The sequence below is a fragment of the Mesorhizobium sp. RCAM 05099 genome, assembly GCF_059683685.1.
This window is the reverse complement of record NZ_CM185035.1, coordinates 2,031,380-2,054,070: the sequence shown is the minus strand read 5'-3', so window position 1 is coordinate 2,054,070 and position 22,691 is coordinate 2,031,380. Positions and strand designations below refer to the sequence as shown.

23 protein-coding genes and 1 pseudogene are annotated in these 22,691 nt (G+C 61.9%); 16 read left to right on the top strand and 8 right to left on the bottom strand.

From position 1 onward, the window contains the following. Positions 1-2: 2 nt before the first annotated feature. A complete protein-coding gene (locus tag AC56QQ_RS10040) occupies positions 3-1,169 on the bottom strand; it encodes an ATP-grasp domain-containing protein (protein WP_497126742.1) in 1,167 nt (388 codons plus the stop codon). Between the two features lie 423 nt (positions 1,170-1,592). Here AC56QQ_RS10040 and leuA point away from each other — a divergent pair, with 423 nt between their 5' ends. The 4 genes from leuA to AC56QQ_RS10020 all read left to right on the top strand — a co-directional run bounded on the left by leuA (position 1,593) and on the right by AC56QQ_RS10020 (position 7,039). Next, entirely contained in the window at positions 1,593-3,347 is a 1,755-nt protein-coding gene (leuA, locus tag AC56QQ_RS10035) for a 2-isopropylmalate synthase (RefSeq protein WP_497126740.1), read from the top strand. Positions 3,348-3,531: 184 nt separating this feature from the next. Next, positions 3,532-5,292: a tetratricopeptide repeat protein gene (locus AC56QQ_RS10030; protein ID WP_497126738.1), complete on the top strand. Its 1,761-nt coding sequence runs from the start codon at positions 3,532-3,534 to the stop codon at positions 5,290-5,292. Between the two features lie 213 nt (positions 5,293-5,505). After that, on the top strand, positions 5,506-6,309 hold the full coding sequence (locus AC56QQ_RS10025; protein ID WP_497126736.1) for an alpha/beta fold hydrolase: 804 nt from the start codon (positions 5,506-5,508) through the stop codon (positions 6,307-6,309). Positions 6,310-6,421: 112 nt separating this feature from the next. After that, complete coding sequence (locus tag AC56QQ_RS10020; protein ID WP_497126734.1) at positions 6,422-7,039, top strand: hypothetical protein; 618 nt, start codon at positions 6,422-6,424, stop codon at positions 7,037-7,039. Here AC56QQ_RS10020 and AC56QQ_RS10015 read toward each other — a convergent pair. Continuing rightward, a pseudogene (locus AC56QQ_RS10015) lies at positions 7,023-7,945 on the bottom strand (metallophosphoesterase family protein). The gene AC56QQ_RS10020 and the pseudogene AC56QQ_RS10015 sit on opposite strands and share 17 nt — an antisense overlap. 53 nt (positions 7,946-7,998) lie before the next feature. On the opposite strand from AC56QQ_RS10015, the gene AC56QQ_RS10010 reads away from it, so the two are divergent. Further along, positions 7,999-8,496: an NUDIX domain-containing protein gene (locus tag AC56QQ_RS10010; protein ID WP_497126732.1), complete on the top strand. Its 498-nt coding sequence runs from the start codon at positions 7,999-8,001 to the stop codon at positions 8,494-8,496. A gap of 1 nt (position 8,497) precedes the next feature. On the opposite strand, the gene AC56QQ_RS10005 is transcribed toward AC56QQ_RS10010, so the two are convergent. Further along, positions 8,498-9,487 carry a glutathione S-transferase family protein gene (locus AC56QQ_RS10005; protein ID WP_497126730.1) on the bottom strand — a complete coding sequence of 330 codons (990 nt, stop codon included), beginning with the start codon at positions 9,485-9,487 and terminating at the stop codon, positions 8,498-8,500. 272 nt (positions 9,488-9,759) lie between these two features. Between AC56QQ_RS10005 and AC56QQ_RS10000 the strand changes: the two genes are divergently transcribed. The 6 genes from AC56QQ_RS10000 to AC56QQ_RS09975 all read left to right on the top strand — a co-directional run bounded on the left by AC56QQ_RS10000 (position 9,760) and on the right by AC56QQ_RS09975 (position 14,576). Beyond that, positions 9,760-10,296, top strand: a complete 537-nt coding sequence (locus AC56QQ_RS10000; RefSeq protein ID WP_497126728.1) for a GNAT family N-acetyltransferase — start codon at positions 9,760-9,762, stop codon at positions 10,294-10,296. A gap of 58 nt (positions 10,297-10,354) precedes the next feature. Continuing rightward, a complete protein-coding gene (locus tag AC56QQ_RS09995) occupies positions 10,355-11,116 on the top strand; it encodes a 3-hydroxyacyl-CoA dehydrogenase (protein WP_497126726.1) in 762 nt (253 codons plus the stop codon). A gap of 6 nt (positions 11,117-11,122) precedes the next feature. Then, on the top strand, positions 11,123-12,301 hold the full coding sequence (locus AC56QQ_RS09990; RefSeq protein WP_497126724.1) for a CaiB/BaiF CoA transferase family protein: 1,179 nt from the start codon (positions 11,123-11,125) through the stop codon (positions 12,299-12,301). Positions 12,302-12,324: 23 nt separating this feature from the next. Beyond that, positions 12,325-13,113 carry a HugZ family pyridoxamine 5'-phosphate oxidase gene (locus tag AC56QQ_RS09985; protein WP_497126722.1) on the top strand — a complete coding sequence of 263 codons (789 nt, stop codon included), beginning with the start codon at positions 12,325-12,327 and terminating at the stop codon, positions 13,111-13,113. Positions 13,114-13,267: 154 nt separating this feature from the next. Then, complete coding sequence (locus AC56QQ_RS09980) at positions 13,268-13,612, top strand: ArsR/SmtB family transcription factor (RefSeq protein ID WP_091578996.1); 345 nt, start codon at positions 13,268-13,270, stop codon at positions 13,610-13,612. Between the two features lie 160 nt (positions 13,613-13,772). Beyond that, complete coding sequence (locus AC56QQ_RS09975) at positions 13,773-14,576, top strand: TrmH family RNA methyltransferase (RefSeq protein WP_497126720.1); 804 nt, start codon at positions 13,773-13,775, stop codon at positions 14,574-14,576. A gap of 2 nt (positions 14,577-14,578) precedes the next feature. Here AC56QQ_RS09975 and AC56QQ_RS09970 read toward each other — a convergent pair whose 3' ends face one another. Both AC56QQ_RS09970 and AC56QQ_RS09965 read right to left on the bottom strand, forming a co-directional pair. Continuing rightward, positions 14,579-15,715 (bottom strand): coiled-coil domain-containing protein, encoded by a 1,137-nt coding sequence (locus AC56QQ_RS09970; RefSeq protein WP_497126718.1) that lies wholly within the window; start codon positions 15,713-15,715, stop codon positions 14,579-14,581. Positions 15,716-15,813: 98 nt separating this feature from the next. Next, positions 15,814-16,350, bottom strand: coding sequence for a DUF1134 domain-containing protein (locus tag AC56QQ_RS09965; RefSeq protein ID WP_091578993.1), 537 nt, complete (start codon positions 16,348-16,350; stop codon positions 15,814-15,816). Positions 16,351-16,814: 464 nt separating this feature from the next. Between AC56QQ_RS09965 and chpT the strand changes: the two genes are divergently transcribed. Continuing rightward, the gene (chpT, locus tag AC56QQ_RS09960) at positions 16,815-17,444 is read left to right on the top strand and encodes a histidine phosphotransferase ChpT (protein ID WP_497126716.1); all 630 of its coding nucleotides are present in this window, start codon (positions 16,815-16,817) and stop codon (positions 17,442-17,444) included. Between the two features lie 259 nt (positions 17,445-17,703). Beyond that, positions 17,704-18,072, top strand: coding sequence for a response regulator (locus AC56QQ_RS09955; protein ID WP_489862908.1), 369 nt, complete (start codon positions 17,704-17,706; stop codon positions 18,070-18,072). A gap of 194 nt (positions 18,073-18,266) precedes the next feature. Here the strand turns inward: AC56QQ_RS09955 and ctrA are convergent, their stop codons facing one another. Continuing rightward, positions 18,267-18,962 (bottom strand): response regulator transcription factor CtrA, encoded by a 696-nt coding sequence (gene ctrA / locus AC56QQ_RS09950; protein WP_006203583.1) that lies wholly within the window; start codon positions 18,960-18,962, stop codon positions 18,267-18,269. Between the two features lie 449 nt (positions 18,963-19,411). On the opposite strand from ctrA, the gene AC56QQ_RS09945 reads away from it, so the two are divergent. Further along, positions 19,412-19,789 carry a flagellar export protein FliJ gene (locus tag AC56QQ_RS09945; protein ID WP_091578987.1) on the top strand — a complete coding sequence of 126 codons (378 nt, stop codon included), beginning with the start codon at positions 19,412-19,414 and terminating at the stop codon, positions 19,787-19,789. Between the two features lie 131 nt (positions 19,790-19,920). Here AC56QQ_RS09945 and AC56QQ_RS09940 read toward each other — a convergent pair whose 3' ends face one another. Next, positions 19,921-20,319, bottom strand: coding sequence for a winged helix-turn-helix transcriptional regulator (locus AC56QQ_RS09940; protein WP_497126714.1), 399 nt, complete (start codon positions 20,317-20,319; stop codon positions 19,921-19,923). An 89-nt stretch (positions 20,320-20,408) separates the two neighbouring features. Between AC56QQ_RS09940 and AC56QQ_RS09935 the strand changes: the two genes are divergently transcribed. After that, positions 20,409-21,335, top strand: a complete 927-nt coding sequence (locus AC56QQ_RS09935; RefSeq protein ID WP_497126712.1) for an NADP-dependent oxidoreductase — start codon at positions 20,409-20,411, stop codon at positions 21,333-21,335. Positions 21,336-21,628: 293 nt separating this feature from the next. Further along, positions 21,629-22,033 (top strand): hypothetical protein, encoded by a 405-nt coding sequence (locus AC56QQ_RS09930; RefSeq protein WP_489862911.1) that lies wholly within the window; start codon positions 21,629-21,631, stop codon positions 22,031-22,033. 204 nt (positions 22,034-22,237) lie between these two features. Here the strand turns inward: AC56QQ_RS09930 and sciP are convergent, their stop codons facing one another. Further along, on the bottom strand, positions 22,238-22,513 hold the full coding sequence (gene sciP / locus AC56QQ_RS09925) for a CtrA inhibitor SciP (RefSeq protein WP_013529904.1): 276 nt from the start codon (positions 22,511-22,513) through the stop codon (positions 22,238-22,240). Positions 22,514-22,691: the final 178 nt, after the last annotated feature.

Sequence of the window (22,691 nt, the reverse complement as noted above, 5' to 3'; positions counted from 1 at the left end):
CCTCACGCCTTTTCCGCGTGGATGTAGGCGACCGCCTCGCGCAGCGCCGCCGCGTCCTTCGAGCGCATCTGGTAGGCGTAATTTCCCATGGCGCGGCTGAAAACCTCTTCGATGGCCTGATGGTGGACGATCTTGTCGCGGTGCGCCGCTAGCACGTCCTCATGGCTGTGCAAATAGTGGAGGTGGCGCTTGCGGCTGGCGTAAGCGGTGAAATACTTGCCCTCATAGGGGCCACTGGCGGCGTCCTTGACCACCATGTCGGCCCAGGCCGCATAGACGTCGATGTCGAACGTGTAGTTGATCGCATCGGTCATCCAGGCGCCGGGCGGTCGCATGTTGACCTCCAGCGCGATGACACGGTCGTCGCTGGTCTCGAACAGCTCGATGTGGAAGAAGCGCTCGCGCACGTCGAACGCCTTCAGGATCTTGCGGCCGGCCTCCTCGACCGCCGGGCTGATCCGGGGGAAGCAGGTGTAGCTCATGTGGCGGTCCTTGTTGACCACCTCCATGACGCTCTGGTCGTAGCGGTGGCTGGCGGCCAGCACCACCTCGCCGTCGCGGTTGACCAGCCCGTCGAACGTCACCACCAGCCCCTCGATGAACTGCTCCATGACGAAGGTCACATCCTCGGGCTTGTCCTTGAAGAACTGATCGAGTTCCCCGGCGTTGGAGATCTTGAAGGTGTTCGAGGCGCCGGAGCCGGTGTCGGGCTTGACCACCACCGGATAGCCGACGCGGCGGATGAAGGTCATGGCCCCGGTTCGGTCGGAGCATTTGCGCTGCGCGATGGTGTCCACCCCGCTCTTGCGGAAGAAGGCGCGCATGCGGCTCTTGCGTTTCAAATTCTTCACGAAATCGAGTTTGGTGCCGTAGATGTTGAAGTCGGTGCGGATGTTGGCTTCCAGCTCCAGCCAATGCTCGTTGAGCGATTCAAAACGGTCGATGCGGCCCCATTTGTGGATGAAATGCCCCATCGCCCGGAACACGGGCTCATAGTCCTCCATGTCGGCGACACGGTAGTATTCCGAAAGCGCTGCCTTCAGCTTGCCGTCCAGCGCGTCATAGGGTGCATCGCCGATGCCGAGCACCGTGGCCCCGGCCTTCTTCAGCCGATCGCAAAAATCGGCGCCGTTGGTGGGAAAATGCGGCGAGAAGAACACGAAATTCATGGATGACCCCTCCCGACGACAGGACATCGCGGCCCCATCGACGTCCAAGTCTGGCGCATTTGCAGCGCGCGGGGAAGAGCACTCGCGTTGGGGACATTGCTCGACAAACACGGGCCCGCCATGCGGTCCCACTTGCCTCCCACGAGCCGCTCCTGTATGAGAGCCGCCATGAACACGCGCGCCACCAACGCTACCCGTCCGACCGGTTTTCCCGGCGAGACCGTGCGCGCGCTGGCTTCCACCCTGCTGCTTCTCGGCCTTATCGGCGATCGCCGGGTTCGCTGAAGGAGCGCCCGGCGGTCGAACCGCCGCGCAAGCGCATGCTCCTTGGCACTCATATCAAGCGAACGAAAATCTGGTAAAGGCGCCACTCGCCAGCACTCCGTCTGAAGGCGGATCCGCGGGCCGCCGGGAGAAACGACGATGAACGCACGAGAAGAAATCCGCCCTGATGCCGCGGTAGCCGGCAAGGACACCGCAAAGAGCATGAAGAGCCGGGGCATGCCTGATGCGGCCCGCAAATATCAACCCTATCCAACCGTTGGCCTCACCGACCGCACATGGCCCTCGAAGGTCATCGACAAGGCGCCGATCTGGTGCTCCGTCGACCTGCGCGACGGCAACCAGGCGCTGATCGATCCGATGGGCCACGATCGCAAGGCGCGCATGTTCGCGTTGCTACTCGACATGGGCTTCAAGGAGATCGAGATCGGTTTCCCCTCCGCATCGCAGACCGATTTCGATTTTGCCCGTTGGTGCATCGAAGAGGGCAACGTGCCCGCCGATGTCTCGCTGCAAGTGCTGGTGCAGTGTCGGCCGGAACTGATCACCCGCACCTTCGAGGCGCTCAAGGGCGCCACCAACCCGATCGTCCATTTTTACAATTCGACCAGCGAATTGCAGCGCCGCGTCGTCTTCGAAAAAGACATCGGCGGCATCAAGCGCATCGCGACCGACGCCGCCAAGATGATCACCGACATGGCTGCCAAGGCTGGCGGCGGCTTTCGCTTCGAATATTCGCCGGAAAGCTTCACCGGCACCGAACTCGAAGTAGCGCTGGATATCTGCAACGCCGTCACCGAGATCGTCAGGCCGACCCCCGACAACAAGCTGATCATCAATCTGCCGTCGACGGTCGAGATGTCGACGCCCAACATCTATGCCGACCGCATCGAATGGATGTGCCGCAACCTCGACAACCGGGAGAACCTGCTGATCTCGCTGCATCCGCACAATGACCGCGGCACCGGCGTCGCCACCACCGAGCTCGGCCTGATGGCTGGCGCCGACCGCGTCGAAGGCACGCTGTTCGGCAATGGCGAGCGCACCGGCAACGTCGACATCGTCACCTTGGCGCTCAACATGTACACGCAAGGTGTCGATCCGGGGATCGACTGCTCCGACATCAACCGGATGAAGGACGTCTATGAATATTCGAACCAGCTGAAGATCCCCGAGCGCCACCCCTATGTCGGCGAGCTCGTCTACACGGCCTTTTCCGGTTCGCACCAGGATGCCATCAACAAGGGCATGAAGGCGCTGAAGAAGGCCAACAAGAGCCTGTGGGAAGTGCCTTATCTGCCGATCGATCCGGCCGATGTGGGCCGTAGCTACGAAGCGATCATCCGCATCAACTCGCAGTCGGGCAAAGGCGGCATCGCCTATGTGCTGCAGGCCGATTACGGCCTCAACCTGCCGCGCAACCTGCAGATCGAATTCAGCCAGGAAATCCAGGCGATCACCGATGCCGAGGGCAAGGAAGTGCCGGCCAGGCGCATCTACGAGCGCTTTCTCGAGACCTATGTCGACCAGCCCGGCGCCCGGCTGAAATTCCTCGATCACCACACCTATCCGGACACCGCGGTCAAGGGCCGACGCGTGGTCGAGGCGACCATCCTCGACAACGGCAAGGAAGTGACGATATCAGGCACCGGCACTGGTCCGATCGACGGCTTCGTCGATGCACTGTCGCGTCATCTCGGCGTCGAGATGTCGGTTCTCGACTATTCCGAGCACTCGATGCAGCGTGGCTCGAACGCCTCGGCCATCTCCTATGTCGAGATGGAATATCCTGATGGCAAGCTGTTCGGCGCCGGCATCAACACCAACATCGTTGCCGCTTCGCTGGAAGCGGTGACGTCCGCCGCCAACCGTATCGTCGGCAAAAGGGCCGGTTGAGGCGCGACCAGAACGAAGGTCGGGACTATCCCCATCCGGTGATCGGTTCCGATCCTTCGCATCATTAACCACCGCTGAATTATCCGGTGGGGTACGTGATCGCATAATGGGTGTATACTTGTGTGGTGGTGCGGGAACGATATGATCGCGCCTCAACCTGTGCCGACTTCGAAAGGATCGACACTTGCAGCATGCGACGCCTGCCGCCCCCGCAGTGCGCGAGACACTGGAGCGACTGCTTGCCAGCGAAACGTTCGGGAGATCCGAGCGCGCGCGTAAACTGCTTCGCTATCTTGTCGAGCGCGAGCAGGCAGGGGAAGCCGACAGGCTGAAGGGCTTCTCCATCGCCATGGACGTCTTCGGCAAGGACGGCGATTTCGATCCGTCGACCGATGCCGTGGTCCGGGTGCAGGCGGGCAGGTTGCGCGACCTGCTGCAACACTATTTCGCCAACGAAGGCGTCGCCGAGCCCGTCCGCATCGCCATTCCACGCGGCGGCTATGTTCCAGCCTATGAGCTCAATGCGATCCGCCTGCCGGAAGCCCTGGAGCCTGCCGGGCAAGCGGAGGCGGCGGCTCCATCCGAACGATCCAGCGACGTGGGAGACGCTGTTCCCGCCGCTGCATTGCTGGCACCGGCCCCCTCGGTGGCGCGCCATCTCCAGTTCTTCTGGATGGCGATCGCCCTGGTCATCGCCATGCTCGGCATTCTCATCCTGCGTCAGGGCGATGGTGCCTTGCTGGCGGGAGGCGAGATGCCGGCATCGCTTGAGACCACCGGCCAAACCAGCAGCATCGTGCCGTCACCGGTGAGTGAAGCACTGCCGCTCGTCTATATCGCCGTCAAGGCCGATGGCCCCGAAGGCAACCGCGTCGCCGCATCGCTGCGCGCCGGCCTGAGCAGCTTCGATACGATCGATTTCATCGGTCGCGACGCCGTCAACACGACCGATCCGGCTACCAATGCAACCAGCTTCCTCTTCGAGGTGCTGCCTGGACCTGACGCGGGCGATGTCACGATCGAATTGCAGAGCGTGGCAACCGGACGGGTGCTTTTGTCGCGCAACCTGATTGCCGACGACAGCACTCCGGCCACAGTCGAGGACAGTATCGCCGGCATCCTCAGTTCGGCCCTTCCCGCTTCCGGCACGATCTACAGTTATATCGAGCAAAGCGGCATTCAGAACGGCCTGACGCAGTGCCTGCTGCTCAACGGCAAATACTATCTCGACCAGAACGCCAGAACCCACGAGGCCGCTTATCGCTGCCTGGAAACCCTGGCCAACAACGGTGCAAAATCATCGCTGGTTTATTCCGAACTCGCCTCGCTGCACCTCGAGGCAGTGAACGACCACTACGCCTATCCGCCGGATGCGACGATCGAGAGGGCGCTGACATTTGCCCACCGCGCAGTGCAGATGGGGCCGACCAGCCCTTCAGCGCATCGCGCCTATGGCTACATCTATTCGCGCCTTGGTAATGCCGACGAAGCGCTGCGCTGGATGCGCAAGGCCTATGACCTCAATTCCTACGATGTCGCCATGGCCGCCGCCTATGGCTATGGGCTGGTTTTCGCCGGCCGCTACGCCGAGGGAACACCGCTTCTGGCCCATGCCGTGGATGTCTCCAGTGGCCATCCGACATGGTGGGATTTCGGACTCTTCGCCGGCGAATTCATGCTTGGCGACATGGACAAGGCCACCATAGCCAGCAACGCGTTGAGAACGACTGCAACAAAATCGCATTATCTCGCCGCCCGGCTGATCGGCGCCAAGATCGCTGGCCATGACAATCAGGCGCGCAAGTTGATCGATGAACTGACCGCCAAATTTCCGAATTTTGCCGCCAATCCACGCGCAACCTTCGTCGACAGGAAATACCCGGCCGACCTGACCGATCGGCTGGTCAATGCCTTGCACGCCGCCGGGCTCGGCAACGCCAGCTAGCACGAACGACATGCAGGACCGTAGCATGACGCACCACGCCACGAAGAATACGGTGCGCTCCGATCACCAAGTGTCAATTGGCCTTGGGGTTCTGCCGGCAACCGTTGCCAATCGCGAAGATTTTACTGGCTATCGCCCTGGACAAGGAGCAATTCAGCCACATTCGATCTCGCGCATCCTGCAATAATAAATAATTCAAAGCCTTCAGCTTTCATGACCTCATCGCTTTTTGCCGCTGAACAGGGTGTTGGTTCGAAGACCATCGTCCTGCTGCATGGTTTCGGTGGCTGCCACGACGTCTGGCGCGAGGTGATCTCCTCGCTGGCGCCTTCCGCGCGCACGCTGGCCTATGATCTGCCGGGGCACGGGCTGTCGCTCGATTTTCCCGCGGCCGGTCCAGCCAAGGTGGCGGCAAAGGCCATTCTCGCCGATCTGTCGGCGCGTGGGCTGAAGCGCGTTCATCTCGTCGGCCACTCGATGGGCGGCGCGGTGGCGACGCTGATGGCGTTGGCCGAGCCCGGAAAAGTGGCCTCGCTGACGCTTCTGGCTCCAGGCGGCTTTGGCCCCGAGATCAACGGCCCGCTGTTGCGCCGCTTTGCCGGCGCCGTCGACAAAGCCGAGATCCACGCTTGCCTTGCCGCCATGTCAGGCCCCCGCAGCCTCCCTGCGGAGCGCATCGTCGACGTGCTTTGCGACATGCGCAAGCGTTCCGGCCAGTTGCCGAAGCTTGTCGAGATCGCGGCCGGCATGACCACGGACGATCGGCAAGGCGTCATCCCGCGCGACCGCCTCGAAGGGCTGAACATGCCGGTGATGGTGGTGTGGGGAACAGATGACACAGTGCTGCCCTTTACCCAGGCGGATGGTCTGCCGGCGCATTTTCATGTGCATCATGTGCTGGAGGCTGGCCATATGCTGGCCGAGGAAGCCCCAGACCTCGTCGCCGAGATCATTCGCCGCAACATCAACCGCCGCGCCAGGCGACATCGCCTGAAATTCGCCGCCGCGGCCAGCTGACTCTGTTGGGCGCGATGCCTTCCGGAACGTCTTGATCCCACCGATCTCGCCAGTGCATTTTGCCGGCGTCTGTGTTAACTCCGTGTTAACCAAACCCGCGAGGCGAACGCCAATGAAGGAAGCAGGCGAGAAGATAAACGATCCGTCGAAAACACTGTCCGACGCCATCCGTGATGTGAAGAATGCCTTTGCCGACCGTGACGACGTCGTCGTCGATATGCGCGAAGCTCATCGCATGCGCCTCGATTTGCTTGCCGCGGAACTGGCGCCGGTTTTTGCCGATGTTCCTGCCGACATGGACAATTTCGACTTCGTCGTCTCGTCCGGCTTGCAGCCGCGGCTGTGGATCGACGCCGTCAGCCATGTCGCGATGGGACGGGACCGCCGCACCTATCGCTTCCTCAGGGACACCCGCGTCGGCCGTGTGGTGCTTGCCGAATCGACCGAGATGAAGTCCGTTGCCGATTCCGTGACGCGCTACGTCGCCGAACGTGTCGTCGAGCGTCAGAGGATGATGGAAGGTGGCGTCGAGCCGGCCGTCGCCGGCCTGAAACGCGCCGACGTTCGGGAAGCCGAGCCACCATTGCGGTCGACGACGCGCGGCGCGGGCTGGTCGGCGTTCCTGTCCGGCCTTGGCCTGATCGCCGCTGGCGCGCTGGTTGGGCTGGCGGTGTCGGTCGCCTTGTTCTGGGACCGCATCGTGGCCATGGTCCTCAGCCTGCGACCGTAGCGGCTGGAGCACCCAGTTCCAGCGTCTGCAGATCGGATGGCGGTATTGCTGGCCCGGTCAGGCCACGCCGGGTAAGCTGGATCCGCCAATTGCCCTTTTCGCCGTCGATGTCGAACAGATTGTACTGCGCCGCCGGGTGCTTGCCGCCCGGCGCCTGGCCGGCGGCGGCGACGCCGACCACCGGAACCCGGGTGCCCCGGGTGCCGATGAAGAACAGCGACGGCAGGTGCGAATGGCCGTGCAGGACGAGCTCGGCGCCATGGCGGCGAATGATCTTGTGGAAGCGGGCAATGCCGAACAGCCGCTTTTGCTGCGCGACCGCGCCGCGCACCGGCGGATGATGGATCATGATCACGCGAAACAGTCCTTGCTTGCCCGTCGCGTCGAGAATCTTGCCCAGCCGACCCGCCTGCCCTTCCATGAAGAAACCGTTGGCCATGAACGGCGCGGTGGCGCGCGCCGTCGAGACGCCGATCAGCGCGACATCGCCGCGCTCGCGCAGATAGGGGAAGGCGTTGCGGTCGACCGGCGTGTTGATGCCGTCGCCGCTCATCCACGCCGCCCATGACCGGCAGACCTTGTCGAAGGCCCCGGGGACATAGGCGTCGTGGTTTCCCGGAACGACCGAAACATCATGCGGCGATCCCAGCGTCTCCAGCCAGTACCGGCCATTTCGATCTCGGCGTCGAGCGCCAGATTGACCAGGTCGCCAGTGACGGCGAGGTGATCGGGGCTCCTCGCCTTGATGTCGGCGACGATCGTGTCGATGACGGCGTCATGCATGTGGCGGCGGCGATTGCGCTGCCAGTTGACGTAACCGAGCACCCGCTTGGAGGCGAGATCGCGATAGGTTACATCGGGAAGCGGCCCCAGATGGACATCGGAAATATGCGCGAGCCTGAACATCCGTCTTTCATAAGCGACGCGCTTCCCGCTTTCCACCCACGGTTTCTCTACTGATGACGACCGGCTCGCAAGACGTTTTCCGTCAGACCGGCTGGGCAGGGCTCAGGGCAAGGCTGTTCCATCTCTATTTCGTGCTGCGGCGACCGATGACGCTTGGCGTGCGCGCCCTCGTTCAAGACAAGGCAACCAATTCAGTCTTCCTCATTCGCCATACCTATGTTCCGGGCTGGCAACTTCCCGGTGGCGGGGTCGAGGTGGGCGAGACGCTTGCCGAGGCGCTGACGCGCGAACTTGCCGAGGAAGGCAACATCGCGCTGAACGCCCCGCCGGTGCTGAGGTCGATGCATTTCAACCGCCGCTCCAGCCGCCGCGACCATGTAGGCCTCTACCTGATCGAGCACTTCAGCCAGACCGCGCCGAAGCTGCCGGATCACGAGATCGCCGAGGCAGGCTTCTTCCCGCTCGACCGCTTGCCGGAAGGCACGACACCGGCAACGCTACGCCGGATCGCCGAGATTTTTGGCGGCGAGCCCGCATCGCCTTACTGGTAGATCAAGCCGCCTTGCGGAACCGCGCCCGGTCATGCGGCTGGGCATAATCGAGTTCAGGGCCAACCGGCACGATCCGGGTCGGATTGATCGTCTCGTGGCTGCCGTAATAATGCGCCTTGATGTGATGCAGGTTCACGGTCTCCGCGACGCCAGGCACCTGATAGAGATCGCGCAGATAGTTCGACAGGTTCGGATAGTCGGCGATGCGGCGCAGATTGCATTTGAAATGGCCGACATAGACCGGGTCGAAGCGCACCAGCGTGGTGAACAGCCGCCAGTCGGCCTCGGTGATGCGATCGCCGACCAGATAGCGTTGTCCCGAGAGGCGGTCCTCCAGTGTGTCGAGCGCCGAGAACAGTTCACCGAATGCTTCCTCATAGGCGCCTTGCGTGGTTGCGAAGCCTGCACGATAGACGCCGTTGTTGACTGCGGGATAGACCAGCGCGTTGATCGCATCGATCTCGCCGCGCAACGCCTGCGGATAGAAATCGAGGCTGGCGTCCCCCCATTCATCGAAGGCTGAATTCAGCATGCGGATGATCTCGGAGGATTCGTTGGAGACGATGGTCTGCTCCTTTTTGTCCCACAGCACCGGCACCGTTACCCGGCCCGAATAGGCCGGATCGGCCTTGGTGTAGATCTGGTGCAGGAAGTCGAGACCATAGAGCGTGTCGCCGGTGGCGCCGTCCTCGGCCAGGAACGTCCAGCCGTTGGCACCCATGAAATGATGCACCACCGACACCGATATGATGCCTTCGAGCTTCTTCAGCGCGCGAAAGATCAGCGTCCGGTGGGCCCACGGGCAAGCAAGCGAGACATAGAGGTGATAGCGGCCGGGCTCCGCCTTGAAGCCGCGGCTGCGGCCTTCGGCTGGCGCTCCATCGCGGGTGATCCAGTCGCGCCAATGCGATCGCGCCCGCACGAACTTGCCGCCGCTGTCCTTGGTGTCATACCAGCGGTCCTGCCATTTGCCGTCGACCAGCAATCCCATTGTATGTTCCTTTCCTGCTTGCCCTCCATGTAGGACGCCAGGCGCCCGCGCGGAATCGCCTGACGCTGAACAGACCGTCAAGCGACGGCGTGGCCCAAGAAGCCTCCGATTGCAGCGGCGGGAAATTGATGCTAGCGGACAATCCGCATGTTCGACTTTGCCTTGATCCGGTTTGACCGACGACGAAAGGGCGCCCGCGCTTGATGAAGCGCTGACTGGCGAATGCTGCCGTTTGCAGCAAACCTTTCCTCCTATCCCGGAACGCAAAGACCATGAGCCTTGCCGACGTGAAATACCTGCCGGAAACCCCGGCGCATGACCTTCAGATCGAAGCCATCAATGACGAAGCCTTCGGGCCCGGCCGTTTCGTGCTGGCCGCCTACAAGATCCGCGAGGCCGGAGGGCACGAGCGGTCGCTGTCCTTTGTCGCCGTTGATGGCGATACCGTTGTCGCTTCGGTGCGCATGACCCGTATCGCCGCCGGCGCCGGCCGCGCCCTGATGCTCGGGCCGCTTGCGGTGCGGCCGGCCTTCAAGAATCTCGGCATCGGCCGCCGACTGGTGGCGATCGCGCTGGAAGCGGCCGCCAAGGCCGGTGCGCCCGCCGTCATGCTGGTCGGTGACGAGCCCTATTACGGACCGCTCGGCTTCAAGAGGATCCCGCGCGGCCAGATTTCGATGCCACGCCCTGTCGATCTCGACCGGCTGCTGTCGCATGAGATCAAGCCGGGCGCGGTCGCCGTGCTCGCGGGCGAAGTCTGCCACGCCGATCAGGCCAGGGTTGCCGATCACATCACGGCGATGGCTTGACCTTGCGAGCCGACCTGGCGCCTGATCAGTTCCTGTTCTCATCTAGAAGGATGACGCCATGAACCCGAATGGCCAGATCGCGATCGTTACCGGCGGCGGTTCCGGTCTTGGCGAGGCAACGGCGCGCGCGCTTGCCGCCAAGGGCGCCCGCGTCGCCATCTTCGACATTGGCATTGACCGCGCGGCAAAGGTTGCGGCCGAGATCGGCGGCATTGCCGTTCAATGCGATGTCAGCAGCGCCGACGGTGGCACTGCCGCTCTCGCCGAGGTCGCCGCCAAGCTTGGTGAGCCACGTATCCTCGTCAATTGCGCTGGCATCGCCATCGGCGTGAAGACGATCGGCAAGGATGGCCCCCATCCCCTCGATCAGTACCGCAAGGTCATCGAAGTCAATTTGATCGGCACTTTCAACATGATCCGTCTCGTCGCTGACCGTGCCGCCGTGCTCGAGCCGCTGCAAGGCGGCGAGCGTGGTGTCATCGTCAACACCGCTTCTGTCGCCGCCTATGACGGCCAGATCGGCCAGGCCGCCTATTCAGCCTCCAAGGGTGGCGTCGTCGGCATGACGCTGCCGGTGGCGCGCGACCTTGCCCGTTCCGGTATCCGGGTCTGCACCATCGCGCCCGGTATCTTCAAGACACCGATGGTGGCCGGCATGCCGCAGGAGGTGCAGGATTCGCTGGGTGCCGCGGTGCCCTTCCCGTCACGTCTGGGCGAGCCATCCGAATATGCGGCCCTTGCGTTGCACATCATCGAGAACCAGATGCTGAACGGCGAAACCATCCGCCTCGACGGCGCCATCCGCATGGCCCCGAAATAGCTGGTCATGAACACCGGCATATCCACAGCCGGAAAGACCGGTCCGCTTGCCGGGCTGAAGGTGATCGAGATGGCCGGGCTCGGTCCCGTGCCGTTGGCGGGCCTGATGCTTTCAGAGATGGGCGCGCAGGTGCTGCGCATCGAACGGGCTGGTTTGGACCGGCCGCTCCTGTCGCTGGCGGATGAATACAACATCGATCGTCACGGCCGCTCCATCCTGCGCATCGACCTGAAGCGCCAGGAAGGCACCGAACTGGCGCTGCGCCTTGCCGAAAAGGCCGACCTTCTGGTCGAAGGCTTTCGCCCGGGCGTCATGGAGCAGTTTGGCCTCGGTCCGGATATCGTTCTGGCGCGCAATCCGGCTCTGATCTACGGCCGCATGACCGGCTTCGGCCAGGATGGACCACTCGCGGGCCGTGCCGGCCACGACATCACCTACCTTGCCTATTCGGGCCTGCTGCACGCAATAGGCCACGCGGACAGCCGCCCCGTGCCGCCGCTCAACCTCGTCGCCGACTATGGCGGCGGCACCATGATGCTGGTTGCCGGCGTGCTGGCCGCCCTGTTCCAACGCTCGCGCACGGGCAAGGGCCAGGTAATCGACGCCGCGATGGTTGAGGGCGCCTCGATGCTGGCGACGCCCCTGCACGCCTTGACGGCGGCCGGCCTTTGGGACGAAAGGCGCGGCGCGAACCTGCTCGATTCCGGCGCTCCCTTCTACGACACCTATGAGACGGCGGATGGCCGGTACATCGCCATAGGCTGCCTGGAACCGCAATTCTTCGCCGAATTCGCCAGGTTGCTGCCACTCGATGAGCGGTTTGTGCCCGGCCAGTATGACAAGTCGCTGTGGCCCCCGATGCGCGCCGCCATTGCCGACCGGATCAGGCGGAAATCACGCGACGACTGGGACCGGCTGTTCGCCGAAACCGATGCCTGCGTTGCTCCGGTCCTGTCGCTGCGTGAAGCGAAGCGCCATCCGCACAATCGGTCGCGCGATGCCTTCGTGACGACGGGCGCGTTTGAGCGCCCTGCACCGGCACCGCGTTTCTCGGGCTCACGGCCGACACCGGCAACGATGCCTGGCGACGAGGATCTGTCACCGTCGACAGTGCTGGCGCGTTTCGGCTTTGCGAAAACCGAGATCTACGACCTTGTCAAATTAGGCATGCTGGCCAATAACTAGAGAAGAAAAATCAGCTTATTGCGATGGGCGTTTTGACGGACCAGAAGAAAGCAGTGATCCGCAAGACTGACGCCGAGGCGATCCGCCTGGCGAAGACGCTCCTGCGCCGCGCCCGTTTCGGCGCGCTGGCGGTGATCGAGCCGCAAACCGGCTCGCCGCTGGCCAGCAGGGTCGGCGTGGCCACGGACACCGACGGCGCGCCACTGATCCTGGTTTCAATGCTCTCGGCGCACACCGGCGCCCTGCTTGCCGATCCGCGCTGTTCCCTGCTGGTCGGCGAGCCCGGGAAGGGCGACCCGCTGGCGCATCCACGCCTGACGCTGGTCTGCCAGGCGGCACGCCTCGAGCGTGGATCGAACGCGCACGCACGCGCCGAGCGCCGTTATCTCAACCGCAATCCCAAGGCGAGCCTCTACGCCGGGCTTGGCGACTTTTCGATTTTTCGACTCGAGCCGCAACACGCCAGCCTGAATGGCGGCTTCGGCAAGGCTTATCAGCTCGATCGATCCAGCCTGCTCACCAACGGACCGATCGTCGAGGAGTTGGCCGAAAGCGAACAATCCGCCGTCGACCATATGAACGCCGACCATCTCGACGCGATCGCCGTTTATGCGCGTCATTTCGCCAAGGCTTCCGGCGACGGCTGGACCATTGCCGGATTCGATGCCGATGGCATGGATCTGGTGTCGGGCGACAATGTTTGCCGGGTCTTCTTCCCGCAACCTTTGGCGGCGGCACGGGAATTGCGACAAGTTCTGGTCGAGATGGCCAGGATCGCCAGAACCGGCACCAACACAAAAACTGACACTTAATCGTGTTGGATCAAAAGCAATGCTTGAGATTTGAACGAAATGTTCTACCTTTGCTAGTGGAGCTGACTCGCCAGCGCCTATTCACAAGTGAGTTTATGGAATCAGATGCCATTGCCCCCATGGCGTCGGGATGAGCAAAAGGCACGGGGGATCGATGGTCTCGACTAAGCTAATAGCCAACGCCGAATCGGCAGCCGAATTTCTGATGCTGATGGGCAATGAAAAACGGCTGTTGATCATGAGCTACCTGACCGACGGCGAAATGTCGGTCGGCGCCATCGCCGAGAAGGTAATGCTCAGCCAATCCGCCCTGTCGCAACATCTGGCCAAGTTGCGGGCCCTCGATCTCGTGGAAACCCGTCGCGATCGCCAGATGATCTACTATTCCTGCAAGTCCGACGCCGTGCGTGAACTGCTCGGCATGCTGGACGGCATTTTCGGCAGCGGCCAGGATGAGTTGTCCCACATGGCGCAACGCTTGCGGCGCGCCGGGACCTGACCGGCCGGCCTTGTAGTCGGTGATAATGCTTTCGCGGCGACGTGCGTCCATCCGGACGCACGGAGATAGCCGATAGTCCTGAATTGTCGCATCGTGCTTTTCGAACCCAGGTATGCTTCGGGAGCCGATCGGTTTTTCGGACGATGGCCGCGAGGAACGCATGGATCCCATTCGTATCGACGACCCGCAAGACCCGCGTGTTGCCGCCTATCTCGATATCCGCGAGCGTGACCTCGCCGGCCGGCAAGGCCGCTTCGTTGCCGAAGGCAAGGTGGTGCTCGACCTGCTGCTGTCGACAGGACGTTTTGCAGCCGAATCGGTGCTGATTCTGGAAAACCGGCTGGCCGGCCTCGAGGGCATCCTGCGCAAGGCACCGGCGGACCTGCCGGTCTATGTCGCCACCGGTGCAGTGATGGACGCGATCGCCGGGTTTCACATGCATCGCGGCATCCTGGCCATAGGCCGCAAGGGTGCGCCGCAACCGGCAAAGGCCCTGCTCGATACCTTGCCGGCCCGCGCGCTGATCGTGGTGCTCGTCGGCATCGCCAATCATGACAATATGGGTGCAATCTTCCGCAACGCCGCCGCCTTTGGCGCCGATGCGGTATTGCTGGATGCGACATGCTGCGATCCGCTCTACCGCAAGGCGATCCGCGTTTCGGTCGGCGCCGCGCTCAAAATCCCGTTCGCGTCATTCATCGACGTCGCCGACTTCACGGCATCGCTTGACCGCCGCTTCTATCGCCAGTTTGCGCTGTCGCCACGCGGGCAGACCGACATACGCGATGCGCGGCCGGGCGAGCGCCTGGCGCTCTATCTCGGCACCGAGGGCGAAGGCCTGCCCGAAAGCCTGCTTGCCCGCCTGCACACGGTGCGCATTGGCATGGCGCAAGGCTTCGACAGCCTGAACGTCGCCGCGGCGTCAGCCATCGCGCTGCATCATTTTTCTGCAAACAGGGACTGATCTCAGTTTGCCGCGACGGCCTTCTGCAGCGCCCGCACGCGATCCGCAAGGCTGCGGCCGCCGCTGCCGGAGCGTGCATCCGAGGGTGCCGCCAGCGCCCCGGCGATCGGCGAATCAGGCCCCTCGAGCTTGGCCGTCAGGTGGACGACCTCGGCCGCCAGTTCGTTCATCTGCTCGCGCAATGCGGAGCTGCCATCCGTCGGACCGGACGCGGCCATCGCATCGAGATCCGCTTTCAACCGCTTGTTCTCGCGCGCCAGCGCCGTCAGCCTCGTCTCGAGCCGTTCACGTTCGCTGTCGAGCTTGGCGATCGCCTTGTCGACCTCATCGCCCTTGGCAACTTGACCGTCCTTGCCGACCAGCCGCACGGCCGGTGCGCTGTCCTCGGCTTTCGACTTTTCACGGAGCCGCGCCAGTTCCTTTTCGCGGCGGTCGAGCTTTTCCTCGCGATCGGCGAGCGTGGCAAGCAGCCGTTCGAGCTTCTTATCGAGCTCGGCGGTCCTTTTCTTCTCGGCTTTCAGGGCATCGCGCGCGGCCTTGCTCTCGGCGGCGATCTCCTGGTTGCGCCTGTCCGCCTCCTTGCGCTGGCCGCGCAGCAGCGCAATGTCGCTGGCGAGTTTCTGCAATTCGGATTCGCGCGCCACGAGCTCGATCTGTCGGCTGCTGGACGAAAAACTGGCGTCATCATACATGCGCTCCAGCTTTTCGAGCTCGAGTGCGCGCTTTTCCAGCTTGCGTTCGGTTTCCTTGAGCCGGTCCGACAGAAGCTGCAGCTCGCCCTCGCGCTGCCGCAGCATTTCACCCTTGACCCCCAGTTCGCTAAGCGCCTGGTTCTTGTCCATGCGCTCGACCGCCAGGCCCTTCAGGGCCTCGCGGCCACGGTTGATCTCGACCAGCTGCTCCGCCGTCTTCTCGCGCAACGCCTTGACGCTCATTTCGAGACGACGAGCCGACATGGCGAACTCGGCCCGGATACGGTCCTTGTCGGCCTGGATCTCGGTTTGCGTCAACGGTATCGAGGCTTCGATGCGCTTGCGCGTCAGGGCGACGGCCCGCCGCCATATGGCCGGGGCAACCATCAGCGCCAGAAATCCAGCGCAGAGGAAGCCGAGGGCAAAGAACAGGAACGACTGAACCAAGTGACCACCCGTTATGGACGAAAGCTGGACTGTGCCACGTTGGCATGGCGGAAATCCAGCGTTGCGGCAAGCTTTTGCCGCAACTGGATGGGTTCACCTCAGAACGGATTCCACGTGGCACGCTCGGTAAGCTTCAGGTAGCCGAGATTGACGCCGAGTCGAGCGCCGACGCCGGTGCGGATCGGCACCAGCAGCACATTGTTGTTCTTCAGCACATTGAAGCCGACGCCCGCCACCACATAGGCCGAACCGGCAACGCCGCCATAGCGGTTGTAGAGGCTGCTCACATCGTCGAGATTGTAGACCAGCATCATCACCCGCGACCCCTCGCCGCCGAAATCCCAGCCGAGCGATGGGCCTTGCCAGAACACTTTGTGATCACCGGCATTCTTGGTGTAGAGCGTGCCTTCGCCATAGGTCAGGCCGCCGATCAGCGCGCCCGAGCCCTCTTCGCCCAGCAGATAACCGTTGGGCAGGCCGTAGGAAGCAAAGATCTTCTCGACGACCGTGGCGAGCCCGCCCGATGTCGCGCCGAAGAACTTGTGACCGGAATCGACTATCTCCTGAGCGGTATATTCCTGGGCCCGCAGGGCTGAAGTCGAGAAGACGAGAACGCCCATGAGCGCGATCGTCATTGATACGACACGGACAAATGCCCGGTCTGCGATGACACGGAACGAAATCCGGTCAGAGATGACACGGAACAGGGTCCGGTCAGAGGTGACACGGAAAAACCTCCGGTCGTAGAATCGGGAAAACATGCTTCCAATCTCCGTCAGGGAGCACCTTCGCCGACGCCTCGCACCCGTACGGCTCTTTTAGCCGGCCGTTAAGGGTAACTGTTACGGGCAAACTATGCCGTAATCCTTTTTCAACCATTAAGCTCCCACATGAACATGGCGGTTCAAAGGCTGTTTCGGATCGCTCATCGGCAGCCTGCGTGAACACGCCATTTGCCATGACCACAATTTTGGATTTGTTGCCGCACGCACGGGCGCTGTGTATTCAGGAGCCCGGGGAGAGAGAGCGTGATTCGTGTGGGCAGGCGACGATCGATCGCTCGGCCGTAGTTTGTGAAATTTTGCAGGGATTTTCGCCGATGGCCGATCTGTTCACCCTTTCCGCACCCGATCTGGCAGCGCTTCTGTGCAGCCGGGTCTGTCACGACATCATCTCGCCGGTCGGCGCGATCAACAACGGGCTCGAACTGCTCGACGAAGGCGGCGCCGACGAAGACGCCATGAAGCTGATCCGCCAGAGCGCCCGCAACGCTTCGGCGCGGCTGCAATTCGCCCGTATCGCTTTCGGCGCCGCCGGCTCGGCCGGCATGCTGATCGATACCGGCGACGCCGAAGCCGTCGCCATCGCTTTCCTCAAGAACGAGAAGCCGGAACTGAGCTGGAACGGAACCCGCGCGCTGCTGCCCAAGAACAAGGTCAAGCTGCTGCTCAACCTGCTCCTCATCGCCAACGCCGCCATTCCGCGCGGCGGCAAGCTTTCCGTGACCCTTGAAAACCTCGAAACCGAGCCACGCTTTGCGCTCGCGGCGAGCGGCCCGATGCTGCGCGTGCCGCCAAAATTCCTCGAACTGCATTCCGGCCACAAGCCGGAGGAACCGATCGACGCGCATTCGGTACAGCCTTATTACACGCTGCTTCTGGCGCGTGAGGCCAACATGACGATTTCGATCCACGCCACGCCGGAAGAAATCGTCCTTTCAGCTGCCTGAAATCAGCTGCCTGAAATTCGCGCCTGACCTCAGAGAAACCGAAGTATTCCAAGCCGCAATATCCGCGGCGGCTTTTCAATTGAAGTGAGACGAGCTTCGCCAAGCGGCCGTTGCGAAGCATTGCGAAGAACAGCCTGCGAATGGCATCTTTTCAAAAATTTTACCTAATGGCTTTTCGGCTTCTTTACCAGATCGGCCTATGGTGCAGTCCGGATGCCCCGACGCTACCGGATTGCCAGAAGGCAAAGAGGACCCGGAAATGACACGCTGCATGTTCGTCGACGATTCAAGCGTCATCAGGAAGGTTGCAAAACGCATCCTGGGCGGCTCCGACATGGTGGTCATAGAAGCCGCCAGCGGACTTGACGCGCTGGAGATGTGCGCGGCCGACATGCCCGACATCATCATCGTCGACGGCGCCTTGCCGGATGTAGCCGCCGTCGATCTCATCCGTCGCGTGCGCGCCATGGACAGCCTGATCAGGCCGCAGATCCTGATTTCGCTGGTCGAACTCGATATCGCTTCGATCATGCGGGCCAAGCGCGCCGGCGCCCAGGGCTATCTCCTGAAGCCATTCAACCGGCCGCAACTGCTCGAGCGTTTTCGCACCTTGAAGATCGCCGCCTGATTCGGCCGGCCACCTGGAGTAGCTCCAGGAAGCGTGTGACGATCTCCCGTCCGGAATTGCGCAAAAACTGACAGTTACAGCGGAAGAGCTTTCCATGTCGAACCGCTCTGGCCAATCGTCGGCCCATCAAGCAAAAACCCGGCCAGAGCCGGGTTTTTTTATCGAGAAAGACAGGTTCGGACGGTGCCTTTCGCTCAGGCGCTAACGCGGATGTCTTCCGGTTCGCGCAACACGTAGCCGCGGCCCCAGACCGTCTCGATGTAGTTCTGGCCGCCGGATGCCGCGTCGAGCTTCTTGCGCAACTTGCAGATGAAGACGTCGATGATCTTCAGCTCGGGCTCGTCCATGCCGCCATAGAGGTGGTTGAGGAACATTTCCTTGGTCAGCGTGGTGCCCTTGCGCAGCGAGAGCAGCTCCAGCATCTGATATTCCTTGCCGGTGAGATGCACGCGCTGGCCGCCGACTTCAACAGTCTTGGCATCGAGATTGACCACCAGGTCGCCGGTGGTGATGACCGACTGGGCATGCCCCTTGGAGCGCCGCACGATGGCGTGAATACGGGCGACCAGCTCGTCCTTGTGGAACGGCTTGGTCATGTAGTCGTCGGCGCCGAAGCCGAGGCCGCGTACCTTGTCCTCGATACCGGCCATGCCTGACAGGATAAGGATCGGCGTCTTTACCTTGGAAAGGCGAAGGGTTCTCAAGACCTCATAACCCGACATGTCAGGCAGGTTGAGGTCGAGAAGAATGATGTCGTAGTCGTAGAGCTTGCCCAGATCGACCCCCTCTTCACCGAGGTCCGTCGTATAGACATTGAAACTTTCCGATTTCAGCATCAGTTCGATGCTTTGTGCGGTTGCACTGTCATCTTCTATCAGCAGAACACGCATTTCATTCCCCTTTTCTGCCGCCGGACCATTTCACGACCCGTCCTGGACCGGAGCAGTGGTTGCCTTTGCAGAGGCTGCCATCGAATGGTTAACAAAACCTAATTTCCCGTCCACGACGGTACCAGATTTTTTAACCCCTTTCTACACCCTCTTGAATCTAATAACGAATCACAGACCAAAATTCCTAATGCGACACATTAATAACCTGGACTAAGTGACTCCAGGGACTCATCGACGCGCTTCCGTATCGGCGGCCGGAATTTTTACCCGGCCTTAAGCCCTGACACGTATGATTAACAATGCCCGTAAACGAATGGTTACCGCCGGCAAAAAACTTTAGGGTTTTGTTTCCCATAGTTCCGGGAAAGCCAGTGGAAACGGGCAACGCCTGAGCCTTTCCAGGTGGATCGACGATATGTGCGGGTGTGCGTTTCCGGGAGTACCGAATCATGAAGTCACGTGAAAACCTCGTTCGGCTGAAGCAGTTTCGGGTGAATGAGAAGCGGCGGCAGCTGCTGCAGCTCGACATGATGATCGCCGAGTTCGAACGCATGGCCGTCGAGCTTGAGCTTCAGATCACCGCCGAGGAAAAGAAAGCCGGCATCACCGATATCAACCATTTCGCCTATCCGACCTTTGCCAAGGCGGCGCGTTTGCGCCGCGACAATCTCAGAAACTCGCAAAGCGACCTCGCCCAGCAGCGAAGCGCTGCCGAATCACTACTCGGCGAAGCTGAAGCGGAGCTTTCCAAGGCGGAAATGCTCGAATCACGCGACACCAAGATTCGCGAAGCCGAAATCGGCGGCCGCAGTGCGATGATCGGCTGAAGCCCGGCCTGTCCGTGGCGCCGGCGCCTGCCACTCAGGCGGGCGCGGTATCCCGGCGCCAGTCTTGCTCCCTGTGCCGGTCTTGGCCGAAGGTCATGAAAAGCTCGATCGAGCAGACCTGAAGACTGCCCTCAAGCGGCCCAATTCCCCTCATTTTCGGCGGTTGCCCGTGCCCGCGCATCCTTGATGTCGGGTGCATGTTGCTCCGCCCAAGACCTGATCTGGGTGAGCAGCCCCGCCAGATTCTGGCCGAGCTCGGTCAGTTCATATTCGACGCGCGGCGGGATGACCGGGAAGATCTCGCGCCGCACCAGGCCGTCGCGCTCGAGCGCGCGCAACGTCTGCGTCAGCATCTTCGGCGTAATGCCTTCAAGCTTGCGGGCAAGCTCGCCATTGCGCAGCCGGCCTTTGCGCAGCGCGCAGACCACCAGATAAACCCATTTGCTGGCCAGCATCTCCAGCACGGTGTGCGAAGGACACGTTCGCCGGAACGCATCATAGCCGAAGGGGGAGTCGCTATCACTATCCATGAGGTGCCTATATATCGAAAAGGTACATACTAGACAATAGACTACTACTATCCAAATGATAGTGGCACGAACCGAGCAGGAGACATCCCATGCGTGCCGTTATCCAGAATTCCGTCGGCGGACCCGACGTCCTTGTCATCTCCGATCAGCCCGACCCCACGCCGAAGGCCGGCGAAGTGCTGGTCCGGGTCAAGGCCGCCGGTATCAATCCAGTCGATGGCGCCGTCCGCGCCGGCCACTATAAGCTTCTCGGTGAGCCGCCCTTCATTCTCGGCTGGGATATCTCGGGAACGGTCGAGGCGCTGGGCGCCGGGGTCTCGGGCTTCGAGATCGGCGACGAGGTGTTCGGCATGCCGCGCTTCCCCAAGCAGGCGGCGGCTTACGCCGAGTTGGCCGCGGTGCCCGCTGACGAAATCGCGCCGAAGCCCAGCGGCGCCGACCACATCCAGGCGGGCGCATTGCCGCTGGCCGGCCTCACCGCCCGGCAGGGCCTCGTCCGCCATGGCGGATTGAAATCGGGCCAGCGCGTGCTGATCCACGCGGCAGCCGGCGGCGTTGGCCATCTGGCGGTGCAGATCGCCAAGGCGCACGGCGCCTACGTCATCGCCACCACCAGCCCGCAGAAGCTCGATTTCGCCCGCTCGCTCGGCGCCGATGAGGTTCTCGACTACACCCAGGGCGATTTCGCGGACAAGCTTCGCGACATCGATCTCGTGCTGGAGACTGTTGGCGGCGACCATGCAGAACATTCGCTGAAGGTGCTCAAGCGTGGCGGCGTGCTGGTGTCATTGCTCAATGTCAGCGATGCGACGAAGACGCAGGCCAGCGCGCAGGGCGTCCGGGTCGAGCGCATGTCCGTCGTGCCGGACCGTGAGGGCTTGCTGAATCTCGCCCAGTTGATCGATGCCAAAAAGCTCGCCGTCCATGTGGCGAAAAGCTTCCCGCTCGAGCAGGCAGGCGCCGCACACGCCTTTCTCGCCACCAAGCCGATCGGCAAAGTGGTGTTGACAGCCTGAGCGTCAAAAGGCTCGCTCCGAAAAACACAAAGCGCGCGGATCGCCGCGCCCTCGCCGCCCTTGTTTCAGGCGCGCGGACGCGGACGAAACCTGCTGCGGCGCGAGCGTCTCGCCTCGGCCCGGCCACAAGGCGCGATCAATGATGTTGAAGAAGCGGATGGGCTCTCCCAACGTCACATAGGAAGAACCAATTCGAACGGAACCTCTTATCGATCCTTAAGCCTTTTCACTCCATGCTCCCAAAGTGGGTGCTGAGGAATACTTGGACATCTAAGTCTTTTTGGGGAAAACCCGTGAAGTATTCTGAGAACACGAAGGAAAAACGCAGATGGGTTCGAAGGGACGTCAATTTCCTTGTTCGCCTCATCTTCCCGTCCCACGGCCTGCGAGAGGTCCAGAGCGCCAATTTCCGCATGCTGGACCTGTCTGAAGGCGGAGCGGCGCTGTATGTCGGCGGCTTTTCAGGCAGTCCGGATTACTTTTACCTGCAATTTGGTGACGAAAAATCCGAACTCGTGAGCTGCTATCTGGTTCAAAGAACACAGCACACGCTGAGTTGCCGATTCAGCAATCCCCTCCCAACCGCGCAGATCGACGCCATCATCGCCCAAAAAGAGATGGACCTGACCATCGAAAGTCTTTTTTCAGAGACGAGGGAGGATTTGGTCAACGACTTTCTTGGCTCGTTTGTGAGCTAGAGTCCGGTCATGCCGACCGGGAAGCGGCCCTAGCCTCGCCCTGTGGGACTCCGAAGGAGGGCGCGCCGCCCCATGGCTCGCACCCGCAGGTCGGCACGCGACTTTACGTAGTAGTGGGCGATCAATCAGCGTGCCCGCTCGCGAAAAAAAGGACGGCTTGCGCCGCCCCTTGACCCACGATCGCCGTTCCGGAAGCAAACTTTGCTAATGCCGGTATTGCTGGATGCGCGTGGTGCGCAGCCCGGCAAGGCCATATTCGTCGATCGACGCCTGCCAGGACAGGAATTCCTCGGTGGTCAGCTTGTAGCGCTGGCATGCCTCGTCGAGGCTCAAAAGCCCGCCGCGCACCGCCGCAACCACTTCCGCCTTGCGCCGGATAACCCAGCGACGTGTGTTCGTCGGCGGCAGATCGGCAATCGTAAGAGGGCTGCCGTCAGGCCCGATAACATATTTGACTCTCGGTCTAACCAGATCGGTCATCGTACTCTCTACAAAAAACTCAAAGACCCAATCCCCGCCACGTTACCGCCACAGCTTTAAAATTTGCCTAAGCAGACCCTAATGACTAGGTAAGGATCATGAACGCCGCGTTAGTCTTTTGGTCAGCATTTTAAACACCTCGCGGCTGGTTCGGATTCGGACACAAAATCGGCAGGCC